Source organism: Paraburkholderia sabiae (genome assembly GCF_030412785.1).
In the GTDB taxonomy this organism is placed as follows: domain Bacteria; phylum Pseudomonadota; class Gammaproteobacteria; order Burkholderiales; family Burkholderiaceae; genus Paraburkholderia; species Paraburkholderia sabiae.
Map to the genome: position 1 here is coordinate 3,399,917 of NZ_CP125295.1, position 24,486 is coordinate 3,424,402.

Annotated in this window: 22 protein-coding genes, 1 pseudogene and 1 riboswitch; of the genes and pseudogenes, 11 read left to right on the forward strand and 12 right to left on the reverse strand. The window is 62.3% G+C overall.

All coding sequences use genetic code 11. The features are described 5' to 3' along the window. Positions 1 to 172 precede the first annotated feature (172 nt). The 3 genes from QEN71_RS15275 to QEN71_RS15285 all read right to left on the reverse strand — a co-directional run bounded on the left by QEN71_RS15275 (position 173) and on the right by QEN71_RS15285 (position 3,998). Positions 173 to 1,765 carry an aspartate-alanine antiporter-like transporter gene (locus QEN71_RS15275; RefSeq protein ID WP_201648660.1) on the reverse strand — a complete coding sequence of 531 codons (1,593 nt, stop codon included), beginning with the start codon at positions 1,763 to 1,765 and terminating at the stop codon, positions 173 to 175. Between the two features lie 158 nt (positions 1,766 to 1,923). After that, positions 1,924 to 3,324: a sensor histidine kinase gene (locus tag QEN71_RS15280; RefSeq protein ID WP_201648659.1), complete on the reverse strand. Its 1,401-nt coding sequence runs from the start codon at positions 3,322 to 3,324 to the stop codon at positions 1,924 to 1,926. Then, a complete protein-coding gene (locus QEN71_RS15285) occupies positions 3,321 to 3,998 on the reverse strand; it encodes a response regulator (RefSeq protein WP_201648658.1) in 678 nt (225 codons plus the stop codon). The genes QEN71_RS15280 and QEN71_RS15285 overlap by 4 nt, the downstream gene beginning before the upstream one ends. A gap of 208 nt (positions 3,999 to 4,206) precedes the next feature. On the opposite strand from QEN71_RS15285, the gene QEN71_RS15290 reads away from it, so the two are divergent. From QEN71_RS15290 to QEN71_RS15310, 5 genes and pseudogenes are all read left to right on the forward strand, one after another. Beyond that, positions 4,207 to 5,223, forward strand: a complete 1,017-nt coding sequence (locus QEN71_RS15290) for an ABC transporter substrate-binding protein (protein ID WP_201648688.1) — start codon at positions 4,207 to 4,209, stop codon at positions 5,221 to 5,223. Between the two features lie 51 nt (positions 5,224 to 5,274). Next, positions 5,275 to 6,072: an ABC transporter ATP-binding protein gene (locus tag QEN71_RS15295; protein WP_028363642.1), complete on the forward strand. Its 798-nt coding sequence runs from the start codon at positions 5,275 to 5,277 to the stop codon at positions 6,070 to 6,072. 26 nt (positions 6,073 to 6,098) lie between these two features. Then, complete coding sequence (locus QEN71_RS15300) at positions 6,099 to 6,962, forward strand: ABC transporter permease (protein ID WP_201648657.1); 864 nt, start codon at positions 6,099 to 6,101, stop codon at positions 6,960 to 6,962. Between the two features lie 165 nt (positions 6,963 to 7,127). After that, positions 7,128 to 7,805, forward strand: coding sequence for a heavy metal response regulator transcription factor (locus QEN71_RS15305; protein WP_201648656.1), 678 nt, complete (start codon positions 7,128 to 7,130; stop codon positions 7,803 to 7,805). Further along, positions 7,805 to 9,256, forward strand: a pseudogene (locus QEN71_RS15310) (heavy metal sensor histidine kinase). The gene QEN71_RS15305 and the pseudogene QEN71_RS15310 overlap by 1 nt, the downstream one beginning before the upstream one ends. 20 nt (positions 9,257 to 9,276) lie before the next feature. Here the strand turns inward: QEN71_RS15310 and QEN71_RS15315 are convergent. The 5 genes from QEN71_RS15315 to QEN71_RS15335 form a co-directional block, all read right to left on the reverse strand. Beyond that, complete coding sequence (locus tag QEN71_RS15315) at positions 9,277 to 9,525, reverse strand: DUF4148 domain-containing protein (RefSeq protein ID WP_342965337.1); 249 nt, start codon at positions 9,523 to 9,525, stop codon at positions 9,277 to 9,279. Positions 9,526 to 9,775: 250 nt separating this feature from the next. Beyond that, positions 9,776 to 11,110: a sensor histidine kinase gene (locus tag QEN71_RS15320; protein ID WP_201648655.1), complete on the reverse strand. Its 1,335-nt coding sequence runs from the start codon at positions 11,108 to 11,110 to the stop codon at positions 9,776 to 9,778. After that, the gene (locus QEN71_RS15325) at positions 11,107 to 11,769 is read right to left on the reverse strand and encodes a response regulator (RefSeq protein ID WP_201648654.1); all 663 of its coding nucleotides are present in this window, start codon (positions 11,767 to 11,769) and stop codon (positions 11,107 to 11,109) included. The genes QEN71_RS15320 and QEN71_RS15325 overlap by 4 nt, the downstream gene beginning before the upstream one ends. Before the next feature lie 84 nt (positions 11,770 to 11,853). Continuing rightward, positions 11,854 to 12,306, reverse strand: a complete 453-nt coding sequence (locus QEN71_RS15330) for a Fur family transcriptional regulator (protein WP_201648653.1) — start codon at positions 12,304 to 12,306, stop codon at positions 11,854 to 11,856. 129 nt (positions 12,307 to 12,435) lie between these two features. Beyond that, positions 12,436 to 12,855: a DUF1810 domain-containing protein gene (locus QEN71_RS15335; RefSeq protein WP_201648652.1), complete on the reverse strand. Its 420-nt coding sequence runs from the start codon at positions 12,853 to 12,855 to the stop codon at positions 12,436 to 12,438. Between the two features lie 276 nt (positions 12,856 to 13,131). On the opposite strand from QEN71_RS15335, the gene cyoA reads away from it, so the two are divergent. From cyoA to cyoD, 4 genes are read left to right on the forward strand one after another with little or no spacing between them, the layout of a single operon-like run. Then, the gene (gene cyoA / locus QEN71_RS15340) at positions 13,132 to 14,034 is read left to right on the forward strand and encodes a ubiquinol oxidase subunit II (RefSeq protein WP_201648651.1); all 903 of its coding nucleotides are present in this window, start codon (positions 13,132 to 13,134) and stop codon (positions 14,032 to 14,034) included. Between the two features lie 2 nt (positions 14,035 to 14,036). Next, positions 14,037 to 16,043: a cytochrome o ubiquinol oxidase subunit I gene (gene cyoB, locus QEN71_RS15345; RefSeq protein ID WP_201648650.1), complete on the forward strand. Its 2,007-nt coding sequence runs from the start codon at positions 14,037 to 14,039 to the stop codon at positions 16,041 to 16,043. After that, positions 16,043 to 16,651, forward strand: a complete 609-nt coding sequence (gene cyoC, locus QEN71_RS15350; protein WP_201648649.1) for a cytochrome o ubiquinol oxidase subunit III — start codon at positions 16,043 to 16,045, stop codon at positions 16,649 to 16,651. Before cyoB ends, cyoC begins: the two co-directional genes overlap by 1 nt. After that, complete coding sequence (cyoD, locus tag QEN71_RS15355; RefSeq protein WP_028363654.1) at positions 16,652 to 16,996, forward strand: cytochrome o ubiquinol oxidase subunit IV; 345 nt, start codon at positions 16,652 to 16,654, stop codon at positions 16,994 to 16,996. Between the two features lie 76 nt (positions 16,997 to 17,072). Here cyoD and QEN71_RS15360 read toward each other — a convergent pair whose 3' ends face one another. After that, positions 17,073 to 17,321 carry a hypothetical protein gene (locus QEN71_RS15360; protein WP_201648686.1) on the reverse strand — a complete coding sequence of 83 codons (249 nt, stop codon included), beginning with the start codon at positions 17,319 to 17,321 and terminating at the stop codon, positions 17,073 to 17,075. A gap of 402 nt (positions 17,322 to 17,723) precedes the next feature. Here QEN71_RS15360 and QEN71_RS15365 point away from each other — a divergent pair, with 402 nt between their 5' ends. Continuing rightward, the gene (locus QEN71_RS15365; RefSeq protein WP_201648648.1) at positions 17,724 to 19,259 is read left to right on the forward strand and encodes a complex I subunit 4 family protein; all 1,536 of its coding nucleotides are present in this window, start codon (positions 17,724 to 17,726) and stop codon (positions 19,257 to 19,259) included. Between the two features lie 90 nt (positions 19,260 to 19,349). Here QEN71_RS15365 and QEN71_RS15370 read toward each other — a convergent pair whose 3' ends face one another. From QEN71_RS15370 to QEN71_RS15380, 3 genes are read right to left on the reverse strand one after another with little or no spacing between them, the layout of a single operon-like run. Further along, a complete protein-coding gene (locus QEN71_RS15370; protein ID WP_201648647.1) occupies positions 19,350 to 20,378 on the reverse strand; it encodes a histone deacetylase family protein in 1,029 nt (342 codons plus the stop codon). Positions 20,379 to 20,395: 17 nt separating this feature from the next. Continuing rightward, positions 20,396 to 21,652 (reverse strand): Zn-dependent hydrolase, encoded by a 1,257-nt coding sequence (locus tag QEN71_RS15375; RefSeq protein WP_201648646.1) that lies wholly within the window; start codon positions 21,650 to 21,652, stop codon positions 20,396 to 20,398. 33 nt (positions 21,653 to 21,685) lie between these two features. Further along, positions 21,686 to 22,993: an MFS transporter gene (locus QEN71_RS15380; RefSeq protein WP_201648645.1), complete on the reverse strand. Its 1,308-nt coding sequence runs from the start codon at positions 22,991 to 22,993 to the stop codon at positions 21,686 to 21,688. Positions 22,994 to 23,195: 202 nt separating this feature from the next. Between QEN71_RS15380 and QEN71_RS15385 the strand changes: the two genes are divergently transcribed. Then, entirely contained in the window at positions 23,196 to 24,152 is a 957-nt protein-coding gene (locus QEN71_RS15385; RefSeq protein ID WP_201648644.1) for a LysR family transcriptional regulator, read from the forward strand. A gap of 180 nt (positions 24,153 to 24,332) precedes the next feature. After that, positions 24,333 to 24,452: riboswitch (guanidine-I (ykkC/yxkD leader) on the forward strand. Positions 24,453 to 24,486 lie beyond the last annotated feature (34 nt).

Below are 24,486 nucleotides of genomic sequence, written 5' to 3' on the forward strand. Positions count from 1 at the left end.
TTACGGCAGTTTCGCGGCGAACTTGATGATACGAGACGGATTGCCGCGCCAGATATTCATGCGCGAACGCGCGCCGCAATGTCTCCGCAATGCGACAGACGCTTGCGCGATACACATGCGTCATGCATCGCGCGAAACGCGACGACGATTCGTATTCGTCAGATCAATAGCACTATCCGCCGACGACAACGGCAGCAATCTCGACGAACAGAATCTTCACGATCGTCATCGACGGAAAGATCATCGCGTAGCCGACGTCGGGGCGATCGGTCGGCGCGATGCGGTTCGCGAAAGCGAGAATCGCGGGATTACCCGTCGCGCCGCTGATCACGCCGACGGTGGCATCGAACGGCAAGCGGAAAAGCCACAGGCAGCACGCCGCCGTGATGCACACGAGCGCGATCAGAATCGCCGCGCCGTACAGCAGGAACGAGATGCCAGTGAGCCCGATCGTCGCGAAGAACTTCGGGCCCGAAGACAGCCCGACCTGCGCGAGAAAAACCGTCAGGCCGAAATTGCGCAACACCAGATTCGCCGACAGCGGCATGGTCCAGACGAGCCCGCCGAAACGCCGCATTTTCCCGAGATAGAGCGCGACCAGCAGCAGCGCCGCAAGACCGAGCGAGAGCTTGCCGACGCCCGGAATCGGCAGCGGAATCAGGCCGACCAGCAGGCCGAGTGCCGCGCCCACGCCGATCGAGATATAGCTCAGTTCAGCCGTGCCCTTGATCGAATCGCCGAACAGCTTTCGCACGGCTTCGCGTTGCCCCGGACCGATCAGCAGGCCGACACGGTCGCCGAATTCGAGAATGAGATCGGGGCTCGGCAGCATGTCGGCGTCGCCGCGACGCACGTGCGCGATCGTGCACACCATGCCTTCAGGAAAGCCAATATCGCTCAGCGCACGGCCGACCACGATGCGGCTCGACGCAAACACGCGCAGATAGTCGAGGTCTTCGCGAAACCGCATCATGCGTCCGGGCTGCAATTCGCCGAGCAGCTCGGCGGCCTTGCGGAGTTCGTCGCGATCCATCGCCGTCGCGAGCAGAACGTCGTCGGTCTGCATGACGAAATCGTCGGCGGGCAACTGGTTGTGATGCGCGCGGCGCACGGCGACGATGCCGAGACTCGCGGGCAGGCGCGCCTTCAGTTCGGGAAACGTAAGACCGACGAACGCCTGATTACGCAGCGCGATCTCAGCCGTTTCGATGATGTGCGCGGGCGGCGCTTCGATCCGGCTCGCGAGCGCGACGTTCAGCAGATAGAGAAACAGGATCGGCCCGGCGACGCCGAACGGATACGCGACGCTATAGCCGACTGCCGCGCCCTCGCCTTTGAGCACGGCAAGCACCGCCTGCAGACTCGCCGTGCTCGTGCCCGCGCCAGCGAACAGGCCCAGCGCCTGATCGAGCTTCACGCCGAACAGCGGCCCGAGCGCGAGCGACACGAAACCCGCACCGAGCACGCCGAGCACAGCAGCGGCATTCGCCTTGAGTCCATCCATGCTCGACAGTCCGGCGAAAAACTGCCCGCCGTATTGCACGCCGATGCCGTACAGAAACAGCAGCAGCCCGAGCGTGCCGAGCAACGCAGGCGGCGCGGACTTCGGCGCAAAGCCGCCGATCGCGAGCCCGACGAACAGCACTGCGCCCGAGCCGAGCGCCACGCCTTTGATGCTGCATTCGCCGATCACATAGCCCACCGCGACGGTGAGAAACAAGGTGAGCAACGGCTGCGTTTCGAGCAACGTCCGGACTGCATCCATATTCGTTCCACCTGTCGCAAGCAAAGCGCTTGCCGTTAGCTAACGAAAGAGCACGATGCAAAATGGAATGGGCGCGAAGTTCTCGTTGCGCGACGTTGAGAGTGTCGACCGCGCCATCGCCCATGTATTGCCAGATCAATCATAGACGCTGTGCGGCGTCATGCAGCATCCGTCGATGCCGCGACGAACGTGACTTTCACGGTCAGCCCGCGCGCCTCGCCTTCGCCCGTTACGAGCGCGATCTCGCCGCGATGCGCCTGCACGATTTCACGCGCGATCGCGAGGCCGAGGCCCGTGCCTTCCGTATCGGCGGATGCGCGGTAGAACGGCTCGAACACGCGGCTGCGCGCTTCGGCGGGGATGCCGGGGCCGTCGTCGGTGACGCTCAGCACGACGCGCGCCGCGTCGCCGCGCACGGCGACCGTCACGTGTCCGCCTCGCTGCGTGTAGCGGATCGCGTTCTCCGCGAGGTTCGACACCAGCGCGGACAGCAAACCTTCGTGCCCGGTCATCCACGCGGATGCTTCGAGTTCGGCGCCCAGATCGATGTCGCGTTTCTGCGCAAACAGCGCGAGATCCTCGATGACGTCCTTCGCAATCGATGCGAGATCCACCGGCTGATTCGCAAGCTGCGTGTAGTCGGCGGCTTCCGCTTGCGCGAGCAGCAGCAGCTTGTTGGTGAGCCCGACCATCGAGCGATTGCTGCGCTGCATGGCTGCAAGCGCTTCGCCAAGCGACGGCTCAAGCTCACGATGCTGCCGCGCGTATTGCAATTGCGTATCGAGCAGTGTGAGCGGCGTGCGCAGCTGATGCGCGGCATCTGCGATGAAGCGCCGTTGCACCGCGACCTGCACGCCGAGCCGTGCAATGCACTGATTGATCGCATCGACGATGGGCCGAAGCTCCGTATGCAGACGATCGACACGCAACGGCTCCAGTTGCATCGGATCGCGGTCCATCACTTCGCTCTTCACTTTCAGCAGCGGACGCAATTCGAACGTGAGACCGATGCACGCGAGCGCGACGGCGAGCAGCATCATTTCAAGCTGACGCACCAGTTGCGGACGCCACAGTTCGCGCACCATCGCATCGCGCGACGCCTGCGTCTTGCCGACCGACACCAGCACGCGCCGCGTCGCGCCGTTGTCGTACATGCGACGCACGTAGCCGATCGCGCGTATCGATCTGCCGTGCAGATCGGCGTCGTAATAGGTGGGCGAATCGTGAGTGGCCGAAGCCGACGCCTTCGCGCTCAACGGAAAATCGGGCACGCCCGCGAGCAATCGGTCATCGTCGACGCTCACGTTGTAGAACACCTGATCGCCATACGGCGACGCGAAAATTTCGAGCGCGGCAGGCGGAATGTCGACGCGCAACATGCCGTCCGCCCATTCCACTTCGCCCGCAATCATGCGCGCCGACGACAGCAGCGTGTTGTCCTGCACGAGATCGGCGGTGCGCCGCGCGTTGTCGTATTCGGCCTTGCCCGTCACGAACACGTAGATCGCGAGCGGCACCAGCAGCCACCACAACAAGCGGATGCGCAGACTGCCCGTCATTCGACGTCGTCCTTCTTGCGCAGCAGATAACCGAGCCCGCGCAGCGTGACGATAGCCGCCGAGCTTCCATCGAGTTTCTTGCGCAACCGCGACACGTAGATTTCGAGCGCGTCTTCGCTCGGTTGATCGTCGTGCGTGAAGATCGAGTCCATTAGCGCCGCCTTCGACACCGTCTTGCCCATGCGAAGAATCAGCGTTTCGAGCACGCTGCGCTCGCGCGGCGTCACGTTCAGCGGCACGCCCTTCAGCGTGAACTGACGCGTGTCGATGTCGAACACGAGATCGCCGCACGACACCTCGTTTGCCGTCGACGCCGTCTGCCGCCGGATCATCACCTTCACGCGCGCGACCAGTTCGCGCACTTCGAAAGGCTTCACCAGATAGTCGTCGGCGCCCGCGCCCAGCAGTTCGACTTTTTCATCGATCGAACCGCTCGCCGTGAGGATCATCACGGGCGTCGCGTCCCCGCGCTGACGCAGCCGGCGCAGCACGTTCTTGCCCGACAGCCGCGGCAGATTCAGGTCGAGCAGCACGACGTCGTAACGATTCGTGCGCAGCAGCTGGTCGGCGGCTTCGCCGTCCTGCACGGCATCGAGCACGAACGCATCCTGCTCCAGCATGCGCGCGAGCCAGTGCGACAGCGTCGGATTGTCTTCGATCAACAGCAGCTTCATCGGTAAGCGATAGGCATGAAAGGCGTTCGTTCAGCATTGCCGCGCGATTGTATGTCGACGCGATGCTCTGTTAAGCATCGGGTTAACACCCATGTTTTGCTGTCGCCGCCGAAAGCTGGCAGAAGGTTTGAGCTTTCTATAATCGCCGCACTCATTCAAAAATGGCGCCGCGTCGAACGGGGTGGCGCCTCATTAAAGGAGACTGATGATGCGTACCATCCGCCAGATCGCCGCCGTATCGGGACTCGCCTTCGCCCTCGCCGCCGGCTCCACCGCCGCTCACGCAGAAAAAATCTCGATCATGGTCGGCGGCGCCGCCAAGATCATCTACCTGCCCGCGAAGCTGACGGAACAGCTCGGCTACTTCAAGGACGAAGGCCTCGATGTTGAGATCCTTTCTCAACCTGCGGGCGTCGATGCAGAAAACGAACTGCTGGCAGGCGCCGTGCAAGGCGTGGTCGGCTTCTACGATCACACGATCGATCTTCAGAGCAAGGGCAAGGAAGTGCAGGCGCTCGTGATCTTCGGTCAGGTGCCGGGCGAAGTCGAAATGGTGTCGACGAAGGCATCCGCGACGCTCAAGAGCATGGCCGATGTCAAAGGCAAGACGCTCGGCGTGACGGGCCTCGGCTCGTCGACGAGTTTCCTCACGCAATACCTCGCGCAACGCGCCGGCATTCCGTCGACGCAATACACGCTGCTGCCCGTCGGCGCCGACAACAGCTTCATCGCCGCGATCAAGCAGGAACGCATCGATGCCGGCATGACCACCGAGCCGACCGTCTCGCAACTGCTGAAGATGGGCGACGCGAAGGTGCTGGTCGACATGCGCACGCTCGAAGGCACGCGCGCGGCGCTTGGCGGCACGTATCCGGCGTCGAGCTTCTACGTGCAGCGCGCATGGGCCGAATCGCACAAGGCGGACGCCACGAAGCTCTCGCACGCGTTCGCGAAGACGCTGAACTTCATCGCGACGCACAGCGCGGAAGAGATCGCCGCGAAGATGCCGAAGGACTACTACGGCAGCAACAAGGATCTGTACGTCGCTGCGCTGAAGTCATCGCTGCCGATGTTCACGAAGGACGGCAAGATGCCCGCCGATGGTCCCGAGACTGTGCTGAAGGTGCTCGCGTCGTTCAATCCGTCCGTGAAGGGCAAGCATATCGATCTCGCGAAGACGTATTCGAACGAGTACGTGTCGGCAGTCGCGACGGCATCGAAATAAGCGGCATCGACGGCTCTTAAACACTTTTCGCAACGAAAGAGGCAGCACGCGATGAATCAAACCAGGCCGCACGGCGCACCCGCGATCGAGTTGCGCAACGTATCGTGCCGCTTCATTTCACCCGACGGCAAGGCGACCATCGCGTTGCGCGACTTCAGCATGTCGGTCGCGAAGGGCGAGTTCGTCGCCGTCGTCGGACCGACGGGCTGCGGCAAGTCCACGACGCTCAGCATGATCACGGGCCTGCTCAAGCCGACGACAGGTGAAGTGCGCGTGATGGGCGCGCCCGTCGACGGCATCGATCCGCGCATCGGCTTCGTGTTTCAGGCCGATGCCGTGTTTCCGTGGCGCTCGGTGCTGGACAACGTGGCGGCGGGTCCGCTGTATCGCGGCCGCTCGAAATCGGCCGCCTACGACGAGGCAAACGAATGGCTGCGCCGTGTCGGGCTCGACAAGTTCGGCAAGCACTATCCGCATCAGTTGTCGGGCGGCATGAGGAAGCGCGTCGCGCTCGCGCAGACCTTCATCAACAAGCCGGAAATTTTGTTGATGGACGAGCCGTTCTCGGCGCTCGACATGCAGACGCGCACGCTGATGCAGGATGAACTGCTGCAACTGTGGTCGGGCAATGCGGGCTCCGTCGTGTTTGTCACACACGATCTCGAGGAAGCGATTGCGCTCGCGGATCGCGTGTTCGTGCTGACGGCGCGGCCCGCGACGTTGAAGAAGGTCTACGAGATCGATCTGCCGCGTCCGCGCGTCACGTCGGAAATCCGCTACGACCCGCGCTTCATCGAAATTTCGCGCGATATCTGGCACGACCTGCGCGAAGAAGTGCAGATCGGTTAAATCATTTACGGCAGGAGCTTTACCGAATGTCTACTACGCCTCAACAGATGATGCCTGCCGGGCTCGATCCGACTTCGCTTGCACAGGTCGAACGGATTGCGCAGAAGCGCATCCGTCAACGCAATGCGCTCGTGATCGGGCTGCGCATCGCCGTGCTCGTGCTCGTGCTGGGCGGCTGGGAAGTGTCGGCGCGCATGAAGTGGATCGACCCGTTCTTCTTTTCGATGCCTTCGCTGATCTTCGAACAGATCGTCGACTGGTTCGTGAACGGCACGTCGCAAGGGCCGCTGCTGACGCAGGTGTGGGTCACGCTCGAAGAGACGGGTCTCGGCTTCATCATCGGCTCGGTGGCGGGCGTGTTCTGTGGCATCGTGCTCGGCCGCAACAAGCTGCTTTCCGACGTGTTCAGTCTTTACATCAAGATCGCCAATTCGATTCCGCGCGTCGTGCTCGGCTCGGTGTTCGTGATTGCGCTCGGTCTTGGCATGGCGTCGAAAGTGGCGCTCGCTGTCGTGATGGTGTTCTTCGTCGTGTTCGCGAATGCGTTCCAGGGCGTGCGCGAAGCGGACCGCTACATGATCGCGAATGCGCAGATTCTCGGTGCGTCGCGCAGACAGGTGACGACGTCTGTCGTGATTCCTTCGGCGCTGAGCTGGATTCTCGCGAGTCTGCATGTGAGCTTCGGCTTTGCGCTGGTGGGCGCGGTGGTCGGCGAGTTTCTCGGATCGAAGCAAGGCATTGGTCTGCTGATCTCGACGGCGCAGGGCGCGTTCAACGCGAGCGGCGTGTTTGCCGCGATGATCGTGCTGGCTGTCGTTGCGCTGGCCGCAGATTATCTGCTGACTGCCGTCGAGCAGCGGCTGCTCAAATGGCGGCCGAATACGAACTGATCGGTTTCTCGCAGTGGTTGTGTTTGAGGTAGTTGAGCGCCCCCTTGTGGGGCGCTTTTTTTATTCGCACGACGCCGCGCAACATTACCGAAATGTAATCAGCCCCCGCACCCATGCCGGTATGATTGAAACGTCAATCAGCAGCAAGCGAAGCGGAGCACAACGATGCGAATCCTGGTCATAGAGGACGAGCCCAAAACAGCGGCGTATCTGAAGAAAGGACTCGAAGAGTCCGGTTATTCGGTCGAAGTGGCGAACGACGGCTCGCATGGCCTTATCCTCGCGCAAGAGGAAGACTACGACGTCATCATTCTCGACGTGATGCTGCCGTGGATGGACGGCTGGACCGTCGTGAAGACGCTGCGCGCGACGCGCACCACGCCTGTGCTCTTTCTCACCGCGCGCGACGACGTGAACGACCGCGTGCGCGGCCTCGAACTCGGCGCCGACGATTACCTCGTCAAGCCCTTTGCCTTCGTCGAACTGCTCGCACGTGTGCGCACGCTCGCGCGTCGCGGGCCGCCGCGCGAGAGCGAACTGATCCGCATCGGCGACCTCGAGATGGATATCAACCGACGTCGCGTGAAGCGCGGCACGACGCGCATCGATCTCACGCCACGCGAATTCTCGCTGCTGCAATTGCTCGCGCGCCGCCACGGCGAAGTGCTGAGCCGCACGCAAATCGCTTCGTATGTGTGGGACATGAACTTCGACAGCGATACGAACGTGGTCGAAGTCGCAATTCGACGCCTGCGCAGCAAGGTCGACGACAACTTTCCCGTCAAGCTGATTCACACGGTTCGCGGCGTGGGCTACGTGCTCGAAATCAAGGACGCGGCTTGATGCGCGGCCGCTCGATCACCACCACGCTCGCACTCGCATTCGGCGCAACGACGCTCGTCGTGTTCGTGCTGGTGGGTAATTTTCTCTATCGCGCGCTCGAACAGCAGATCAGCGCTCAGGACGACATGAGCATCGTGCTGTCGGCGCGTCACGCGCGGCGGCTCGCGCAGGAGATCGATACGTCGCGCGGCATTCGCGAGCATGGCGACCGGATCACGAGCATCGTGCTCGGCAATCCGGGCCTATCGATGGAAGTGTTCGATCCCAACGGACAACTGGCAATCGAGCACAATCTGGAAAGCACGCTCGGCACGCCCGTCGCCGAAAACGACAACTCGCTGCTGGCGGCCGGCCGCTCGATTCAGCGCGTGCCCGCAACGGACCGCATCACGCAAGACGCAATCGTCGAATGGAAGAACAGGACGGGCGCACCGATACGCGGCGTCGCCACCGACGTCAAGCTGCGCGGCGGCGAAATGGTCAGCATTCTGATCGCACGCAACATGAGCGACCGCTATGAGTTGCTCGATCACTACCGAGACACGCTGAAGATCTAGGGCATCATCGGCGTGCTGCTGACGACCGTGCTCAGCTATCTGCTGATTCGCGCAGCGATGCGGCCCGTGCACGACATCGCCGCCAGCGCCGCGGAAGTCACCGTGAACCGGCTACACACACGCATCGCCGTGAAGAGCGTGCCGCGCGAACTCGAAACGCTGGTGACGACGCTCAACGCGATGCTCGAACGCATGGACCACGGTTTCAAGCAGATGTCGCGCTTCACCGCCGATCTCGCGCACGACATGCGCACGCCGCTCGGCAACATGCGCGGCGCAACGGAAGTCGCGCTGGCACGTCCGCGTTCCGCCGACGAATACGAAGCGCTGCTCGCATCGAATCTCGAAGAGTGCGAACGTCTGTCGCGCATGATCGAGAACGTGCTGTTTCTCGCGCGCGCGGAGCATCCGCAGTTCGTCAAGCACATGCGCGTGTTCGATGCCGTGCAGGAACTGACGCGGATCGGCGAGTACTTCGAAGGCGTCGCGGAAGATGCGGGCGTGCGCATGCGCGTCACAGGCTCCGCGATGCTCACTGCCGATCTCGAACTCTTTCGCCGCGCAGTCAGCAACCTTCTGGCGAACGCGTTGCGCTACACGCCGCGCGACAAGGAAATCGTGCTCGACGCGCATGAAGTCGACGACGCCGTGCACATCACCGTGTCGAATGAAGGCGAGCCGATTGCGCCCGAACATCTCGAACGGATCTTTGATCGCTTCTATCGCGTCGATCCGTCACGCAGTTCGTTGCCGTCGTCCGGGTCGCCGCAAGGCTCGCCGGGTTCGACGGGGCTGGGCCTTGCAATCGTGCGCACGATCATGGATCTGCATGGCGGCACCGTACACGCCGAAAGCGACGCGCACGGCACACGTTTCGTGCTGACGTTTCGCTGAGCGCGCCGCCTGATTGCACGTCATTGCATCGCGGTACGTGTGTTGTCGCCGCCATGCTGGATCGCATAGAGTTCGGCGTTGCGCTGCACTTCCTCGGCGCTCGGCGGATAGTCGTGTTTCGGTGCAGGCACGACGCCTTGGCGTTGCGCCTGCACGAGTTCGGCACGCACTTGCGCGCGCGTCTTGCCCGTCGATACGCTTTGCGCCGAAGCGCTCATCGCGACGCAACAGGCCACTGCGCCCATCATCAAACAGATCGATTTCTTCACGGTGTTCTCCTGGTCGAAACATGGATCGATCGGCTTCCGCTTTCATACGTCATCCGTTCGAACGACGAAGCTGGTGGAACCGATGAAATCATTTTCGTGGGGCGGCCGTGACCTCACACTGACCGTGCGATTACGATTTTGATAACCGTCGAGAGAAGAAAAATTTCATCGCGTGCGTTAAGCATTCGCTAAGCGCACGCGGCGAAAAATGCAGGACGATGGGGAGGTTGTGCGTGTTTGCGTTGTACCGCTATTCGACGCGCAGGCCCGCTAGCGTAATGCGCAGCCCGACACCGTTTTCGTTGTCGCTCATGCTGAGTGTCGCGTGATGTCGCTGCGCAATCTTCGACGCGATCGCGAGTCCGAGACCGCTGCCGTGTTCCTTGTTGCCCGCGCTGCGATAGAAGCGGTCGAACACGCGCTCGCGCTCCGACTCCGGCACACCGGGACCGCTGTCCGACACGCAGATGCTGACCTCGTCGCCGCTGCGCGTAAGGATCACATCCACTTTGCCGCCGTGCGGCGTGTAGCGGATCGCGTTATCGATCAGATTGTTGAGCAGCACTTCGATGCCGTTCGGCTCGGCGTTGACCTTGTACGTATCGTCCGCGCCGCACGAAGGAATGAACTCGAGCCCGAGGTCGATCTGTCTCGCCTCCGCGAGCATCGAAAAGTCGGCCACCGCGCGCTCGCATAGTCGGCGCAGGCTCACCGGCTCGAAATGCGCGCTGCGTTGCGCGTCTTCGCGCGCCATCGTCAGCAGTTGATGCACGAGGTGGATCAGCCGGTTCAGGCGTCCTTCAATGCGCTCGAAGGTCTGCTTGTTGCCGACCAGCGATCCATCGCGCTCCGCCGCCTGCAATTGCAGCTTCAACGCGGCGAGCGGCGAACGCAACTCATGTGCGGCATCGCCGACGAACGTGCGCTGCGATTGCGACGCCTCATTCAGCCGATGCAGCAGATCGTTGAGTGCATCGACGAGCGGCTGCATTTCGACGGGCAACGTGCCTTCGAACCGCAACGGTTCGAGCGAATCGAACGAACGTGTGGCGAGCGCCCGCGAGATGCCGCGCATCGGCGCGAGACCGCGACCGACCACGAACAGCACGATCAGCACGATCGCGGGAAGGAACAACGCGAGCGGCCACAGCGTGCGCAACGCGAGGTGACGCGCAAGATCCTCGCGCACGGATATCGGCTGCGCCGCCTGCACGAAGCGGTCGCCTTCCTGCACGCCGAAGATGCGCCAGTGATACTCGTCGTATTCGATCGTGCGCAGACCCGGCGGAAAACGCGGCACGTCGATGTCGGGAAGCGACCGGTACACGCTGCGGCCCGTGCCGTCCCATACCTCGATGAACAGACGGTCGTCGGCGAGCCCTTCGAAGTCCGGCCCGCGCTGCGTGAAGCCGTTCGTACCGGCGATGGTCGCGGGCACGGAGAGCGCCACCGTGCGCAATTCATAATCGAACAGCTCGGTGGCTTCCATCTGCGCCGTGTAGAAGATCCCGTACGCCGCGACCAACGCCGCGACCGCGAGCCCGGCGATCAGCCAGCCCAGCAACCAGCGCCGGATCGACGTCATACGGCGCGTTTGAGCCGATAGCCGACGCCGCGCACGGTCACGATCTGCTCGGCGCCGATCTTGCGCCGCAGGCTGTGTACATGGACTTCGATCGTATTGCTGCCCACTTCCTCGCCCCAGCCGTACAGTTTCTCTTCGAGTTCGGTGCGCGTGAACACGCGCATCGGCTCTTCGATCAGGGCTTGCAGCAGACTGAATTCGCGCGGCACGAGCGCGAGCGTGTCGCCCTTCAGCGTGGCTTCGTGCGTGACGGGGTTCAAGGTGAGATCGCCATGCGCGTAGACGGGATTGGTCTGTCCCGTGCGACGGCGCAACAGCGCGCGCACGCGCGCAGCAAGTTCGTCGAGATCGAAGGGTTTGACGAGGTAATCGTCAGCGCCGGCATCGAGTCCGGCGATACGGTTTTCGACGGCGTCGCGCGCAGTGAGAATGATCACGGGCGCGCCGCCGCCGCGCCGCCGGTAACGGTTGAGCACGTCGATGCCGTCGGCTTTCGGCAGGCCCAGATCGAGCAGCACCAGATCGTAGACATCGTGCGCCAGAGACAGCTCGGCTTCGCGTCCGTCACGCGCCCAGTCGATCGCATAGCCCGCGCCGCGCATCGTATCGAGGACGGGCTCGCCGATCATTTCGTCATCTTCCACCAGCAGCAAACGCATGGCGTCATGTCTCCGTCAATCGCCGCGATTGTTCAAACCCGCAGCTTAACGCGCCCCAAGGCGTTTCTGCTCGATGTACGTCCGTCAACTCGCGCCCACGCGCCGCGTCGTCGCGGCAGGCAAGGCGTCGCAATTCTCGCAGCGGCCGAAGATCACGAGACTGGAGCTCGTGTAGTGGAAGTGGTGATCGGCGGCGATTCTGGCCTGCTGCTGTTCGAGGCCGGGATCGTACGCATCCTGAATGCGGCCACAGCGGCTGCAGACGAGATGGTAGTGACGCTGACCGCGATTGAGCTCATAGACGATGCGCGCATCGCCCAACGATGCGCTCGTGATGAGATCCGCCTCGTGCAACTGCGCGAGCGCCCGATAGACGCTCGCGAGACTGCAAGGCTCGGGTTCGCGCGACAGCTTGCGATACACCTGATCGGCGGTGAAATGCTCGTGCGGTAGTTCGTGAAAGAGCCTCAGTACAGCGGCCCGACTGGAGGTCGGGCGCAGACCGGCCGTTTTAAGTGCCGCGTAAATCGCAATCATGTGGGGCCCCGTCTTGTATCGAAGCCTCGCGATGGGCTTCGTGACCGCTCATTCTGGTCGCGCGATCCTTAAGAATCGCTTATCAGGGGCCGCCTGTTGGCGACTGGCTCTCAGCGCTTCGCGCCGCCGTTACAGCAGCGCCAGCGTTTTCTCGTCCGCCGCGCCGCCGAAGTATTTCGCGAGCGCGTCGGTGAAAAGCGGCTCGTCGGGCGCGGCTTTCGAGAACAGCGTCATCGACGAGCGGAACTTCAGGTAGTCCGGGTAGCCGAAGATGGTCTCGATCGACCGGCCTTCGACTTCGTTGACTGCGCGCGTGGCCTCTTTTAAGCGGGCGCCGAGCACCGGATGTTGCAAATATGAGACAGCTTCGTCGAGTGACTGGATAGCAAATTTTTGGGCCATCGGACTCTCTCCGAGGCCCCGAAACTGGGGAAACACGTACCACATCCAGTGGCTTTGCTTGCGTCCCGCCTGCAATTCCGCTAGCGCCTGCGCATAAATAGGTGCCTGAGCATCGACGAAGCGCCGAAGGTCGAATTGATCGTCCATCCCGTCCTCCGCAGTCATTTTTACATGTCGGATTTTTGCATCCGGCATGCCTGCCAAGCCCTTCAACTACCTTTCAATGCCGTTTCCCGCCCCTGCGTCCCGCGGAAATCCAACCCGGATGCGGCATTGCGACACTATGTCTCACCCTTGATCACGCAATAGTTCGTTCGCATCAAAGTGCTGTACTGCAACACGTGCATTTCGTATTATGCGAGCGCTTATAAAAGGAGCAAGGAAATGCATGCGTTCGTTCGTTTGTTTTTGTAGAGGGCCGCGATGATGAAAAAAATCGCGGGCCGGCTTGCCGGTCTCGTCTCAATTGCCCCAGCGTTCCTGCTATCGGGGTGTAATAACCTGGATCTACTCGCGCCGAAAGGCCCCATTGGTGCCGCAGAGAAGTCGCTGATCGCGACCTCGACGTGGGCGATGCTGATCGTCGTGATTCCCGTCATCTTCCTGACGCTGCTGTTCGCATGGCGCTATCGCGCGTCGAACAAGGCTGCCGAATACCGTCCGAACTGGTCGCATTCGACGGCAATCGAAATCGCCGTCTGGACGATTCCCGCACTGATCATTCTGTTCCTCGCCGTGTTGACGTGGAAGAGCACGCATGAGCTCGACCCGTACAAGCCGCTCGAGTCGGACGTGAAGCCGATCAACGTCGAAGTCGTCGCGCTCGACTGGAAGTGGCTGTTCATTTACCCGGATCTGGGCATCGCGTCGGTGAACCAGCTGGCGATTCCCGTGGGTACGCCGGTGAATTTCCGCATCACGTCGGACACGGTGATGAACTCGTTCTTCATCCCGCAACTGGGCGGCCAGATCTACGCGATGGCAGGCATGCAGACGCGTCTGCATCTGCTGGCTGAAGAACCCGGCGATTACGCAGGCACGTCGGCCAACTTCAGCGGCAAGGGCTTCTCGGACATGAAGTTCCGCACGCTGGCCGAATCGCCGGAAGAATTCAACGCATGGGTCGCGAAAGCGCGCGCGTCGACGGATCACCTCGACATGGACCGCTATTACGCAGTCGCGAAGCCGGAAGAAAAGGCAGCTGTGTCGTACTTCTCGTCGGTCGATCCCAAGCTCTTCAACAACATCGTAGCCCGCTACAACAACGGTCACGTCATCGACAACATGAAGGACGTGAACTGTGCACCTAACGGGACCAAGGGGTAAGCATGTTCGGTAAATTAACCCTGGCGGACATTCCGTATCACGAGCCCATCATCGTGGTCGCAGGCGCCGGGATGATTCTCGGCGCGCTGGCTGTGCTCGGCGCGATCACGTATTTCGGCAAGTGGCGGTATCTGTGGACCGAGTGGCTCACGTCGGTCGACCACAAGAAACTCGGCGTGATGTACATCGTCGTGGCCATGATCATGCTTCTGCGCGGCTTCGCCGACGCAATCATGATGCGTACGCAGCTCGCGCTCGCGTATCACGCGCCCGGCTATCTGCCGCCGCACCACTACGATCAGATCTTCACGGCGCACGGCGTCATCATGATCTTCTTCATGGCGATGGCCTTCATGGTCGGCCTGATGAATCTGGTCGTGCCGCTGCAGATCGGTGCACGCGACGTCGCGTTCCCGTTCCTGAACTCGCTGTCGTTCTGGATGACGGCGATCAGCGCAATCCTGATCAACATCTCGCTGCTGATCGGCGAATTCGCGCAAACGGGCTGGCTCGCGTATCCGCCGCTGTCGGAACTGCAGTTCAGTCCGGGCGTCGGTGTCGACTACTACCTGTGGTCGCTGCAGCTTTCCGGTATCGGCACCTTGCTGACGGGCGTGAACTTCTTCGTCACGATCATCAAGATGCGCGCGCCGGGCATGACGCTGATGAAGATGCCCGTGTTCACGTGGACGGCCCTGTGCACGAACGTGCTGATCATGGCCGCGTTCCCGATCCTGACCGTCACGCTCGCGCTGCTCGGTCTCGACCGTTACCTCGGCATGCACTTCTTCACGAACGAAGCCGGCGGCAACGCGATGCTGTACCTGAACCTGATCTGGGCATGGGGCCACCCTGAGGTCTACATCCTGATCCTGCCTGCGTTCGGCATCTTCTCGGAAGTGATCTCGACGTTCTCGCGCAAGCCGCTGTTCGGCTACAAGACGATGGTCTACGCGACCTGCGCGATCATGGTGCTGTCGTTCCTCGTGTGGCTGCACCACTTCTTCACGATGGGTTCGGGCGCCGACGTCAACGCGTTCTTCGGTATTGCGACGATGATCATCGCGGTCCCGACGGGCGTGAAGGTGTTCAACTGGCTGTTCACGATGTACAAGGGCCGCATCGAGTTCACGACGCCTGTGCTGTGGACGATCGGCTTCATGGTCACGTTCACGATCGGCGGTATGACGGGCGTGATGATGGCGATTCCGGGCGCGGACTTCGTGCTGCACAACTCGCTGTTCCTGATTGCTCACTTCCACAACGTGATCATCGGCGGCGTGCTGTTCGGCTACCTCGCCGGCATGAACTACTGGTTCCCGAAGGCGTTCGGCTTCAAGCTGAACGAGAAGCTCGGCAAGGCTGCGTTCTGGTTCTGGCAGATCGGCTTCTGGGTTGCGTTCACGCCGCTGTACGTGCTCGGCTTCATGGGCATGACGCGTCGTCTGAATCACTACGACAACCCGGCATGGCATCCGTGGCTGCTGGTCGCCGAATTCGGCGCCGTGCTGGTCGCAATCGGTATCGGCTGCCAGCTGCTGCAGCTCGTCGTGTCGATCCGCGATCGCAACAAGCCGGAAAACCGCGACCTGACGGGCGATCCGTGGAATGGCCGCACGCTCGAATGGGCGACGACTTCGCCGCCGCAGATCTACAACTTCGCAACGCTGCCCGTCGTGCATGAGCTGGACGCATTCCACGACATGAAGGCACGCGGCAACGTCGAAACGCCCGTGTATCGCGACATTCACATGCCGTCGAACACGAGCGCTGGCTTCTTCATCGGCGTGTTCAGCCTTGCGCTGGGCTTCGCGCTGACGTGGCACATCTGGTGGCTGGCTATCGCGGCGTTCATTGGCGCGATCGGTACGTGGATCGCACGCAGCTTCGATAACGACATCGACTACTACATCCCGGCCGATACGGTTCAACTGATCGAAGAGCGCAACGGTGCGGGTTCGGGCGCGACGATCGCGAAGCAACTGCCCGAAGCTGAGGAGATTGCCTGATGCTACAAAAAGCTATTGTTGCGGACCCGCATCATCACGATGCAGAGCACGCACCGTCCAACTCGGTATTCGGTTTCTGGCTGTATCTGATGACCGACTGCATTCTGTTCGCGGCGCTGTTCGCGACGTTTGCAGTCATGAGCCATCAGTTCGCGGGCGGTCCGAGCGGTAAAGACCTGTTCGAAATCCCGGGCGTTGCGCTCGAAACGGCGATCCTGCTGTTCTCGAGTATCACGTACGGTTTTGCGATGCTCGGCGCGCACAAGAACAACAAGAGCACCACGCTCTTGTGGCTGGCCGTGACGTTCGTGCTCGGCGCGGCGTTCGTCGTGCTGGAAATCCGCGAGTTCTCGCACCTGATCGCCGACGGCGCAGGTCCGGACCGCAGCGCGTTCCTGTCGGCGTTCTTCACGCTGGTCGGCACGCACGGTCTGCACGTGACGTCGGGTCTGGTGTGGATGCTCGTGATGATGATTCAGGTCATCCGCGCACCGAAGCTGGGCGAGCGCGAACTGCGACGTCTGACGTGCCTGAGCCTTTTCTGGCACTTTCTGGACATCGTCTGGATCGGTGTCTTTTCGTTTGTCTATCTTGCGAGCGTGATCTAAATGAGCAGCCATTCTCACTCGTCACATTCGGCGCACGGCGACGAAAGCCACGGCAGCTTCGGCAGCTACACGATCGGTTTCGTGCTGTCCGTCATCCTGACGGCAGCCGCGTTCGGCGTGGTGCTGGCAGGCTGGCTGACGGGAACGCAGGCGCTCTACGCGATCGCCGGTCTCGGCCTCGTGCAGATCATCGTGCACCTGGTGTTCTTCCTGCACATGAACACGTCGTCGGGCCAGCGCTGGAACGTCACGGCGTTCGCGTTCACCGTGTTGACGGCTGTTATCGTGATCGGCGGTACGCTGTGGGTCATGCATAACGTCAGCATGAACATGATGTCGCGTTAACCTTCGCGCATCCCCGTGCCGGTTGCACATGCCGTATCGTGCAGCCGGCACGCTCCCCTGCCCCACCTTCGGCGCATCAGTTGCGCGCCAGCATCTCCATCGGACGGCCACGGCCCGTCACGAGACATCCCGACTTGAACGCTTCGCCCTGACTGCTTGCGGCAGCGTCGCCAAACCCCCGGCCGAGCGCATCCAGCTTCACCTGTTCCGCGCCTTGCGCGCAGGCGAACGTGCTGGCTTCTTTTGCCTGCGCATGCAGCAATGCGCGGTCGGCGACCAGATAAGCCAGAACAGCGATAACGGCGATGTGAAAAACTTTTCTCATGGTCATGGATTCGTCTCCTCGCGACTTAAGCGTATCGCGAACAACTATGGCGCAAATCCAGGGCAACCCCGGTGGGCAAATAGTCGCGCCAGACCAATGGCAACGTTTCAATGCCGCTTTTTTGTGCAGCGCAAATCGACTGCACAGGCCCGCCCAGCAATGTCAATATCGACTTTCGCAATAAATAAAAATCGCACTTGTGGCAGCGCAACATTATAATTTTGAGTTATCCTCGTTAACCCTGACCGTCTCATGCGTTTTGGTTACGCGCGTGCGCAAGACTGCGCATCGTCCCGCTCCGTTCAGGGGCCGGCCGTCGAAATGTCCATGTAAGGTTTTTGATCCTTCGCCTTGAGGGCGAGGGCCTGCTATTCGCGTCCTGGCGTTTCATCGAAAGAGCAAATGCACCTCCCATCAGTTCTCGACCTCCTGATCTGGGTCCCCATCGTCGCCGGTATCGTCGTGCTGCTCGGCGGCTCCGACAATGCCCGTAGCCGCACGCGCTGGCTCGCGCTGATCGGCGCTGCCGTCAGCATCCTGCCCGTCATTCCGCTGGTGTCGGGCTTCGACTCCTCGCTGTCCACCATGCAGTTCGAGCAGCAGCTCGCCTGGCTGCCCGAGTTCGGCATCTCGTATCACCTCGGCGTCGACGGCATCTCGCTGTGGTTCACCGTGCTGACGTCCGTGACCACACTGATCATCGTGATCGCGTCGTGGGAATCGATCTCGTCGCGCGTCGCGCAGTACTACGGCGCGTTCCTGCTGCTGTCGGGCTGCATGCAGGGCGTGTTCACGTCGCTCGACGGCATGCTGTTCTTCGTGTTCTTCGAAGCGTCGCTGATCCCGCTGTACCTGCTGATCGGCACGTGGGGCGAACAGCGCCGCGTCTATGCGGCCGTGCGCTTCTTCTTCTTTTCGCTGGTCGGCTCGCTGGCGATGCTCGCCGCGCTGATCTATCTGTGGGCGCACGCGCACACGTTCGACATCGCCACGTGGCGCACGCTCAAGCTCGACTTCACGCCGCAGCTGATGGTGTTCATCGGCTTCCTCGCCGCGTTCTCGGTGAAGGTGCCGATGTGGCCCGTGCATACGTGGCTGCCTGACGTCCACTCCGACGGCCCGACGGGCGCCGCCGTGCTGCTCGGCATGCTGAAGATGGGCGGCTACGGCCTGCTGCGCTTCGCGCTGCCCATCGTCCCGGACGCCTGCCACTTCTTCGCACCGGCCATGATCGCGCTGTCGCTCGTCGCGGTGATCTACGGCAGCCTGCTCGCGCTCGCTCAAACCGACATGCGCAAGCTGCTCGCGTACTCGGCTGTCGCGCACATGGGCCTCGTCACGCTCGGCCTGTTCACGTTCGACCGCATGGGCACGGAAGGCGCGGTGGTGCAGATGCTGTCGTACGGCATCGTGTCGGGCGCCATGCTGCTGTGCACGGGCATGCTGTTCGACCGCACGAAGAACGGCTCGATCGACGCCTACGGCGGCGTCGCCAATTCGATGCCCAAGCTCGCCACGTTCGCGATGCTGTTTTCGATGGCCAACGTCGGTCTGCCGGGCACGTCGGGCTTTGTCGGCGAATTCCTGGTGCTGATGGGCGCGATCCGCTTCAACTTCTGGGTCGGCGCGACGGCTGCGCTCACGCTGATCCTCAGTGCCGCGTACACGCTGTGGATGTACAAGCGTGTGATGTTCGGCGCGATCAAGAACACGCGTGTATCGAGCCTGCGCGATCTGGGCCGCCGCGAGTTCGTGCTGCTCGGCGCAATGGCCGTGCTGGTGCTCGCCATCGGCGTGCGTCCGAAGACCTTCACCGACGCGATCGGCCCTGCCGCCGAAAACCTCGTCGCGCAGGCGCAAGGCTCCGCGCTGCCGACTGACACGGGCGTCGCTTCGAACAACCGCGCAACGGCGTCGTCGACGCGTCTGCCGGGCTAAGCTGCCAGCCAGCTTCAGCAGAAGCGCAAAGAAAAACGGCCTCGCAACTTGTCGCGAGGCCGTTTTCATTTTGTGTGTTGATTCAGGCGCTCAAGCGCTGCGCTTCTCCATGAAGCCGTCGAAGAACGCACGCGCATTCGCTTCGAGACTCTCCAGGTGATAGCCGCCTTCCTGCACGATCACGGAAGGCAGACGCAACGCACCGATCGCTTCGCCGAGCCGTCCGAAACCTTGCGTCGTCACCGCGACCTGCGATTGCGGATCGTCCTTGTAAATATCGAAGCCCAGCGCGAGCACGAGCGCATCGGGTTCGAAACGCTTCAGCACGCGCAACGCATCGTCGAGCTTGTCGAAGAAAACGGCTTCCGACGAACCGTGCGGCATCGGCAGATTCACGTTGAAGCCATCGCCCGCACCCGCGCCGCGCTCTTCTTCATAACCCGCGACGACGGGATAGAAGTTCGTCGGATCGCCGTGTATGGAGATGTACAACACGTCGTCGCGTCCGTAGAAAATCTCCTGCACGCCCTGGCCATGGTGCATGTCGGTATCGAGAATCGCGACGCGTTTGAAGCGGCTGCGCAACGATTGCGCCGCAATCGCCGCGTTGTTCAGATAGCAGAAGCCGCCCGCCGCATCGGCACGCGCGTGATGGCCGGGCGGCCTGCACAGCGCGTACGTTTCGCGCGCGCCGTCATTCACGGCAGCAGCCGCCGCCAGCGCGCTCTGCGCCGACCAGTAAGCGGAGCGCCAGGTATTCGCGCCGACGGGACAACTGCCGTCGGCGAGATAGCGCGCCGCCTTCGCGAGCACGCCGCGCAACGGATTCGGATCGCGCACGAAGATGTTCGACATCACTTCGTCGCCCCAGTCATCGGGCATCTGCTTCCACTCGCGATGCCCTTCTTCGAGAAAGCGCAGATAGTTCATGTCGTGCACGGCAGCGATGGCGGCCGTGCCGTGATCGGCGGGTTCGACGACATCGAAGTCCAGCGACTTCGCCGCCGCGACGAGCCGCGCGGCGCGCTCGGGCACTTCCTGCGGCGCGCGCATCTGTCCGCGCGACATGTACGTGCGCGGATGATGCAGCAACTGTTCGGGATGAAAAAAGGTCTTCATTTGCAGGGCTATTCCTCTTATTGCACTTGAACCGTCGACGCGACACCCGCGCGCGCAACCACGGCATTGAGCAGCACGTTCGCGCCGCGCGTCACGTCGTCGGGCAATGCGTCTTCGGCTTCGTTGTGCGACAGACCGTCGACGCACGGAATGAACACCATCGCCGTCGGGCAATAGCGCGCCAGGTGAATCGCATCGTGACCTGCGCCGCTGACGATGCGCTCGTTCGAATAGCCGAGCCCTTCGACGGCCTGCGCGACGAGCGCGACACAGTCCGTATCGAACGGCGTTGCGGGACTGCGCCAGTACGTTTCGACGTCGATCATCACGCCGCGTGCCTGTGCAATGCGCGCAAACGCATCGCGCAGATCGCGTTCCATTGCGTCGACTTCGCGGTCTTCGTGATGACGCAAGTCGACGGTGAACTTCACTTCGCCTGCAATCGTGTTGCGCGACGCGTTCGTGATGCCGATCTGTCCGATCGTCACGAGTCCGCGCGGCGCATATCGTCCGACGATCGTCTCCAGTTCCGCCGCCATCTGCGCGCTCGCGAAATACGCGTCCTTGCGATACGGCATCGGCGTCGTGCCGGCGTGCGCGGCCATGCCCGTCACCTTGACGTCGAGCCAGCGGATCGCCTGGCCGCCCGTCACGACGCCGATCGTCGTGCCGTTCGCTTCGAGCACGGGGCCTTGCTCGATATGCGCTTCGAAATACGCATCCACACGTTGCGCATTGACGGCGCGCGCGCCGCGATAGCCGCTTTGCGCGAGCGCATCGGCGAGCGTGATGGCGTCGGCGTCTTTCTTGGCGAGCGCGTCGTCGAGCGACGTGATGCCCGTGAACACCGCCGAGCCGAGCATCGCGGGCGTGAAGCGCGCGCCTTCTTCATTGGTCCACGAGACGATTTCGATCGGCTTGTCCGTCTCGATGTTCGCATCGTTCAGCGCGCGCACCAGTTCGAGCGCGGCGAGCACGCCGTACACGCCGTCGAAACGGCCGCCTTCGGGCTGCGTGTCGAGATGGCTGCCGATCAGCACGGGCGCGGCGTCCTTCTGCACGCCTTCGCGACGCGCGAACAGATTGCCGATCTCATCGACGCTCACCGTCATGCCCGCATCGCGGCACCACGTCGCGAACAGATCGCGGCCGCGCACGTCTTCATCCGTCAACGCGAGACGGCGCACGCCGCCTTTAGGCGTCGCGCCGATCTTCGCCATGTCCATCAGGCTTTGCCACAGGCGCGCGCCATCGATTTGCAACAGGTCTTTCATGGGTCTTCCGATGTTCATCAACTCAGATTCGATTCAATGCGCGCCGACGACTTCCGTCTGCTCCGCATGCGCCGCGCGACGCGCGTCGAGCGCGACGATGCACAGCAATGAGATGCCCGCGAGGCACGTGTAGAACACGGCGAGCGGCCACCATTGGCCCGTATAGCGATGCGCGAGCCACGTGCCCACGAGCGGCGTCAGGCCGCCCGCCACCGCGCCACACACCTGATACGCGAGCGAGATGCCTGAGTAGCGCACGTGCGTCGGAAAGATGCCGCTGACGAAGCCAGCGATCACCGAATAGAAGCTCGCCATGCAGACCACGGCGATCGCGATGCCGATCACCATCGGCACGGCCGAGCCGCTTTGCACGAGCACGAACATCGGATACGGCGAGATCATCGCGAGCAGCGCGGCGATCTTCAGGAAGCGCGCGCCGCCGATGCGTTCGGCCAGCCACGCAGCAAGCGGCTGCGCGATGAACTGGATGATCGCCACCGCAAAGAGGCAGTCGAGAATCAGCGAGCGCGTCACGCCCACGTATTGCGTCGTGTACGCGATCATGAACGTGTTCGTGAAGTACACACCCGCAATGCCGATCGTGTTCGCGCCGATGCACAGCAGCACGAGGCCCCACGCCGAGCGGAACACTTCGGCGATCGGCAGCTTCGACGTGCGGTTCGCTTCTTTCATACGCGCGAATTCCGGCGATTCGTTCACGCCGAGACGGATCACGATGCCGACAATCAGCAGCACGGCGCTCGCGAGAAACGGCAGACGCCAGCCCCACGACATGAAGTCCGCCTTGTCCATCGACGTGACCGCGCGAAACGCGATCAGCGACAGAATCAGTCCCGCCGGGCTGCCGAGCTGCGCGAACGACGCGAAGAACGTGCGGCGGCCCTTCGGCGCGTGCTCGCCTGCCATCAACACTGCGCCGCCCCACTCGCCGCCCACGGCAATGCCTTGCACCACGCGCAGCAGCACGAGCAGCACGGGCGCGAGCGCGCCCACTTTCGAATAGTCGGGCAACAGGCCGACGCATACAGTCGCGACGCCCATCATCATCAGCGTCGTCATCAGCGCCTTCTTGCGGCCGATACGGTCGCCGAGATGGCCGAACACGATGCCGCCCAATGGCCGCGCGAAAAAGCCCACGGCAAAGGTCGCGAACGACGCCATCGTGCTGATGAAGCGGTCGCTCGACGGAAAGTACAGCTCGCCGAATACGAGCGCTGCCGCCGTCGCGTAGATGTAGAAGTCGTACCACTCGATCATCGTGCCGATGAACGCGGCCGTCGCGGCGCGTCCCGGCTGACGGGTACTGATGGCTTGGGTCATGCTGGCTCCTGATACACGTATGACGTGGGTTGAACCCGTGGCCTCGCGCGCGGTGTTGGGATCGGTGTGCCGTTCGTGGCTTGTGGCCGGAACGGTCGCGCGCAACGGCTGACGGAATGCGTCATTTATCGGCGGCCAGAAAACATTAGTCAAATTTCGAGTTATTATTCGCCGCATAAATTCAACTTATAGTTTCACCCGCATGCGCCCCGACATCGCCCGATTTCTGAACGACCGGCTCGACTGGAACCTGCTGCGCACGTACCTCGTGATCATGCAGGAGCGCAGTCTGAGCCGTGCCGCCGCGCGTCTGCACGTGACGCAGCCCGCCGTCAGCCAGGCGTTGAGGCGGCTGGAAGAAACGCTGGAGCGCAAGCTGATCGAGCGGCGCGGTCCGTATTTCGCGCCGACGCAGGCGGGCGAAGAGGTGTATCGCATTGCGAGCGACATCTACGGGAATATCTCGCGGCTCGAAACCGAGATCGACGACCGCACGGAGGACATCAGCGGCTCGATACGTCTGCTGACCATCAGCCGGATCGAATCGCCCGTGTACGACGAGTTCCTCGCGGACTTTCATCGCGCGTATCCGCGCATCGACTTGCAGATCGAAGTGATGCGTTCGTCGGACATCATCTCGTCGCTGCTGCAGAAGACGGCGACCGCGGGCCTCGGCCTGTGCCGCACGCCGCACGACAAGCTGGAAATGCGCTGCTTTCTAAGGCAGCGCTACGCGATTTTCTGCGGGCGTCATCACCGGCTGTACGGCAAGTCGCCGCTGACGATGGAAGACCTGCTCGCGGAAAACTTCGTGTCGTTCACGAGCGACCAGATCGGCGACAGTCTTTCGCCGCTCACCGTGTTTCGCGACCAGAAGGGCTTCACGGGGCGCATCGTCGCGTCGTCGCCGAGTCTCGACGAAGTGCGCCGGTTGATCTTCGCGGGCTTCGGCATCGGCTGTCTGCCGGAACACATCGTGCGCGACGACATCGCGCAGCAGCGCCTGTGGCGGCTGCCGCCCGAAGAAGGTCTCGTCGATGTCGACGTGCATCTGCTGTGGCATCGCGAACGCAAGATGAATGCGGCCGATCACGCGTTCCTCGACAGCATGGAGCGCTGCATGCGCCGCCACGCGCTCGCAGAGCGGCTGGGCAAATAACGCCGTCTCGAAGCACCCGACTGGTGCGCACACGCGCACGCATATCGCCGTCGCGCTTCAACGTTGTGCATCAATGACGCGCCAAACACGTCGAATCGACGTCGCGCCGGCAATGGCATGCTTATCGCTTAGTGAGGAGCAGGAGCCGGTGCAGCATCCGGTTTAGCAGTCACAATCTGGCAAATGGACGACTAGGGTTCCGGTCCGCATCGAATCGACAAAAGCATTCGGTGCGCGACGCTGGTCCGAGAGTTGTCGACCTCGAACGAGGTTACACGGCGGGATAAAAGCCCGGGAGAGAACGCGATGCGTCGCGCCGCTCCTGCCGTCGATA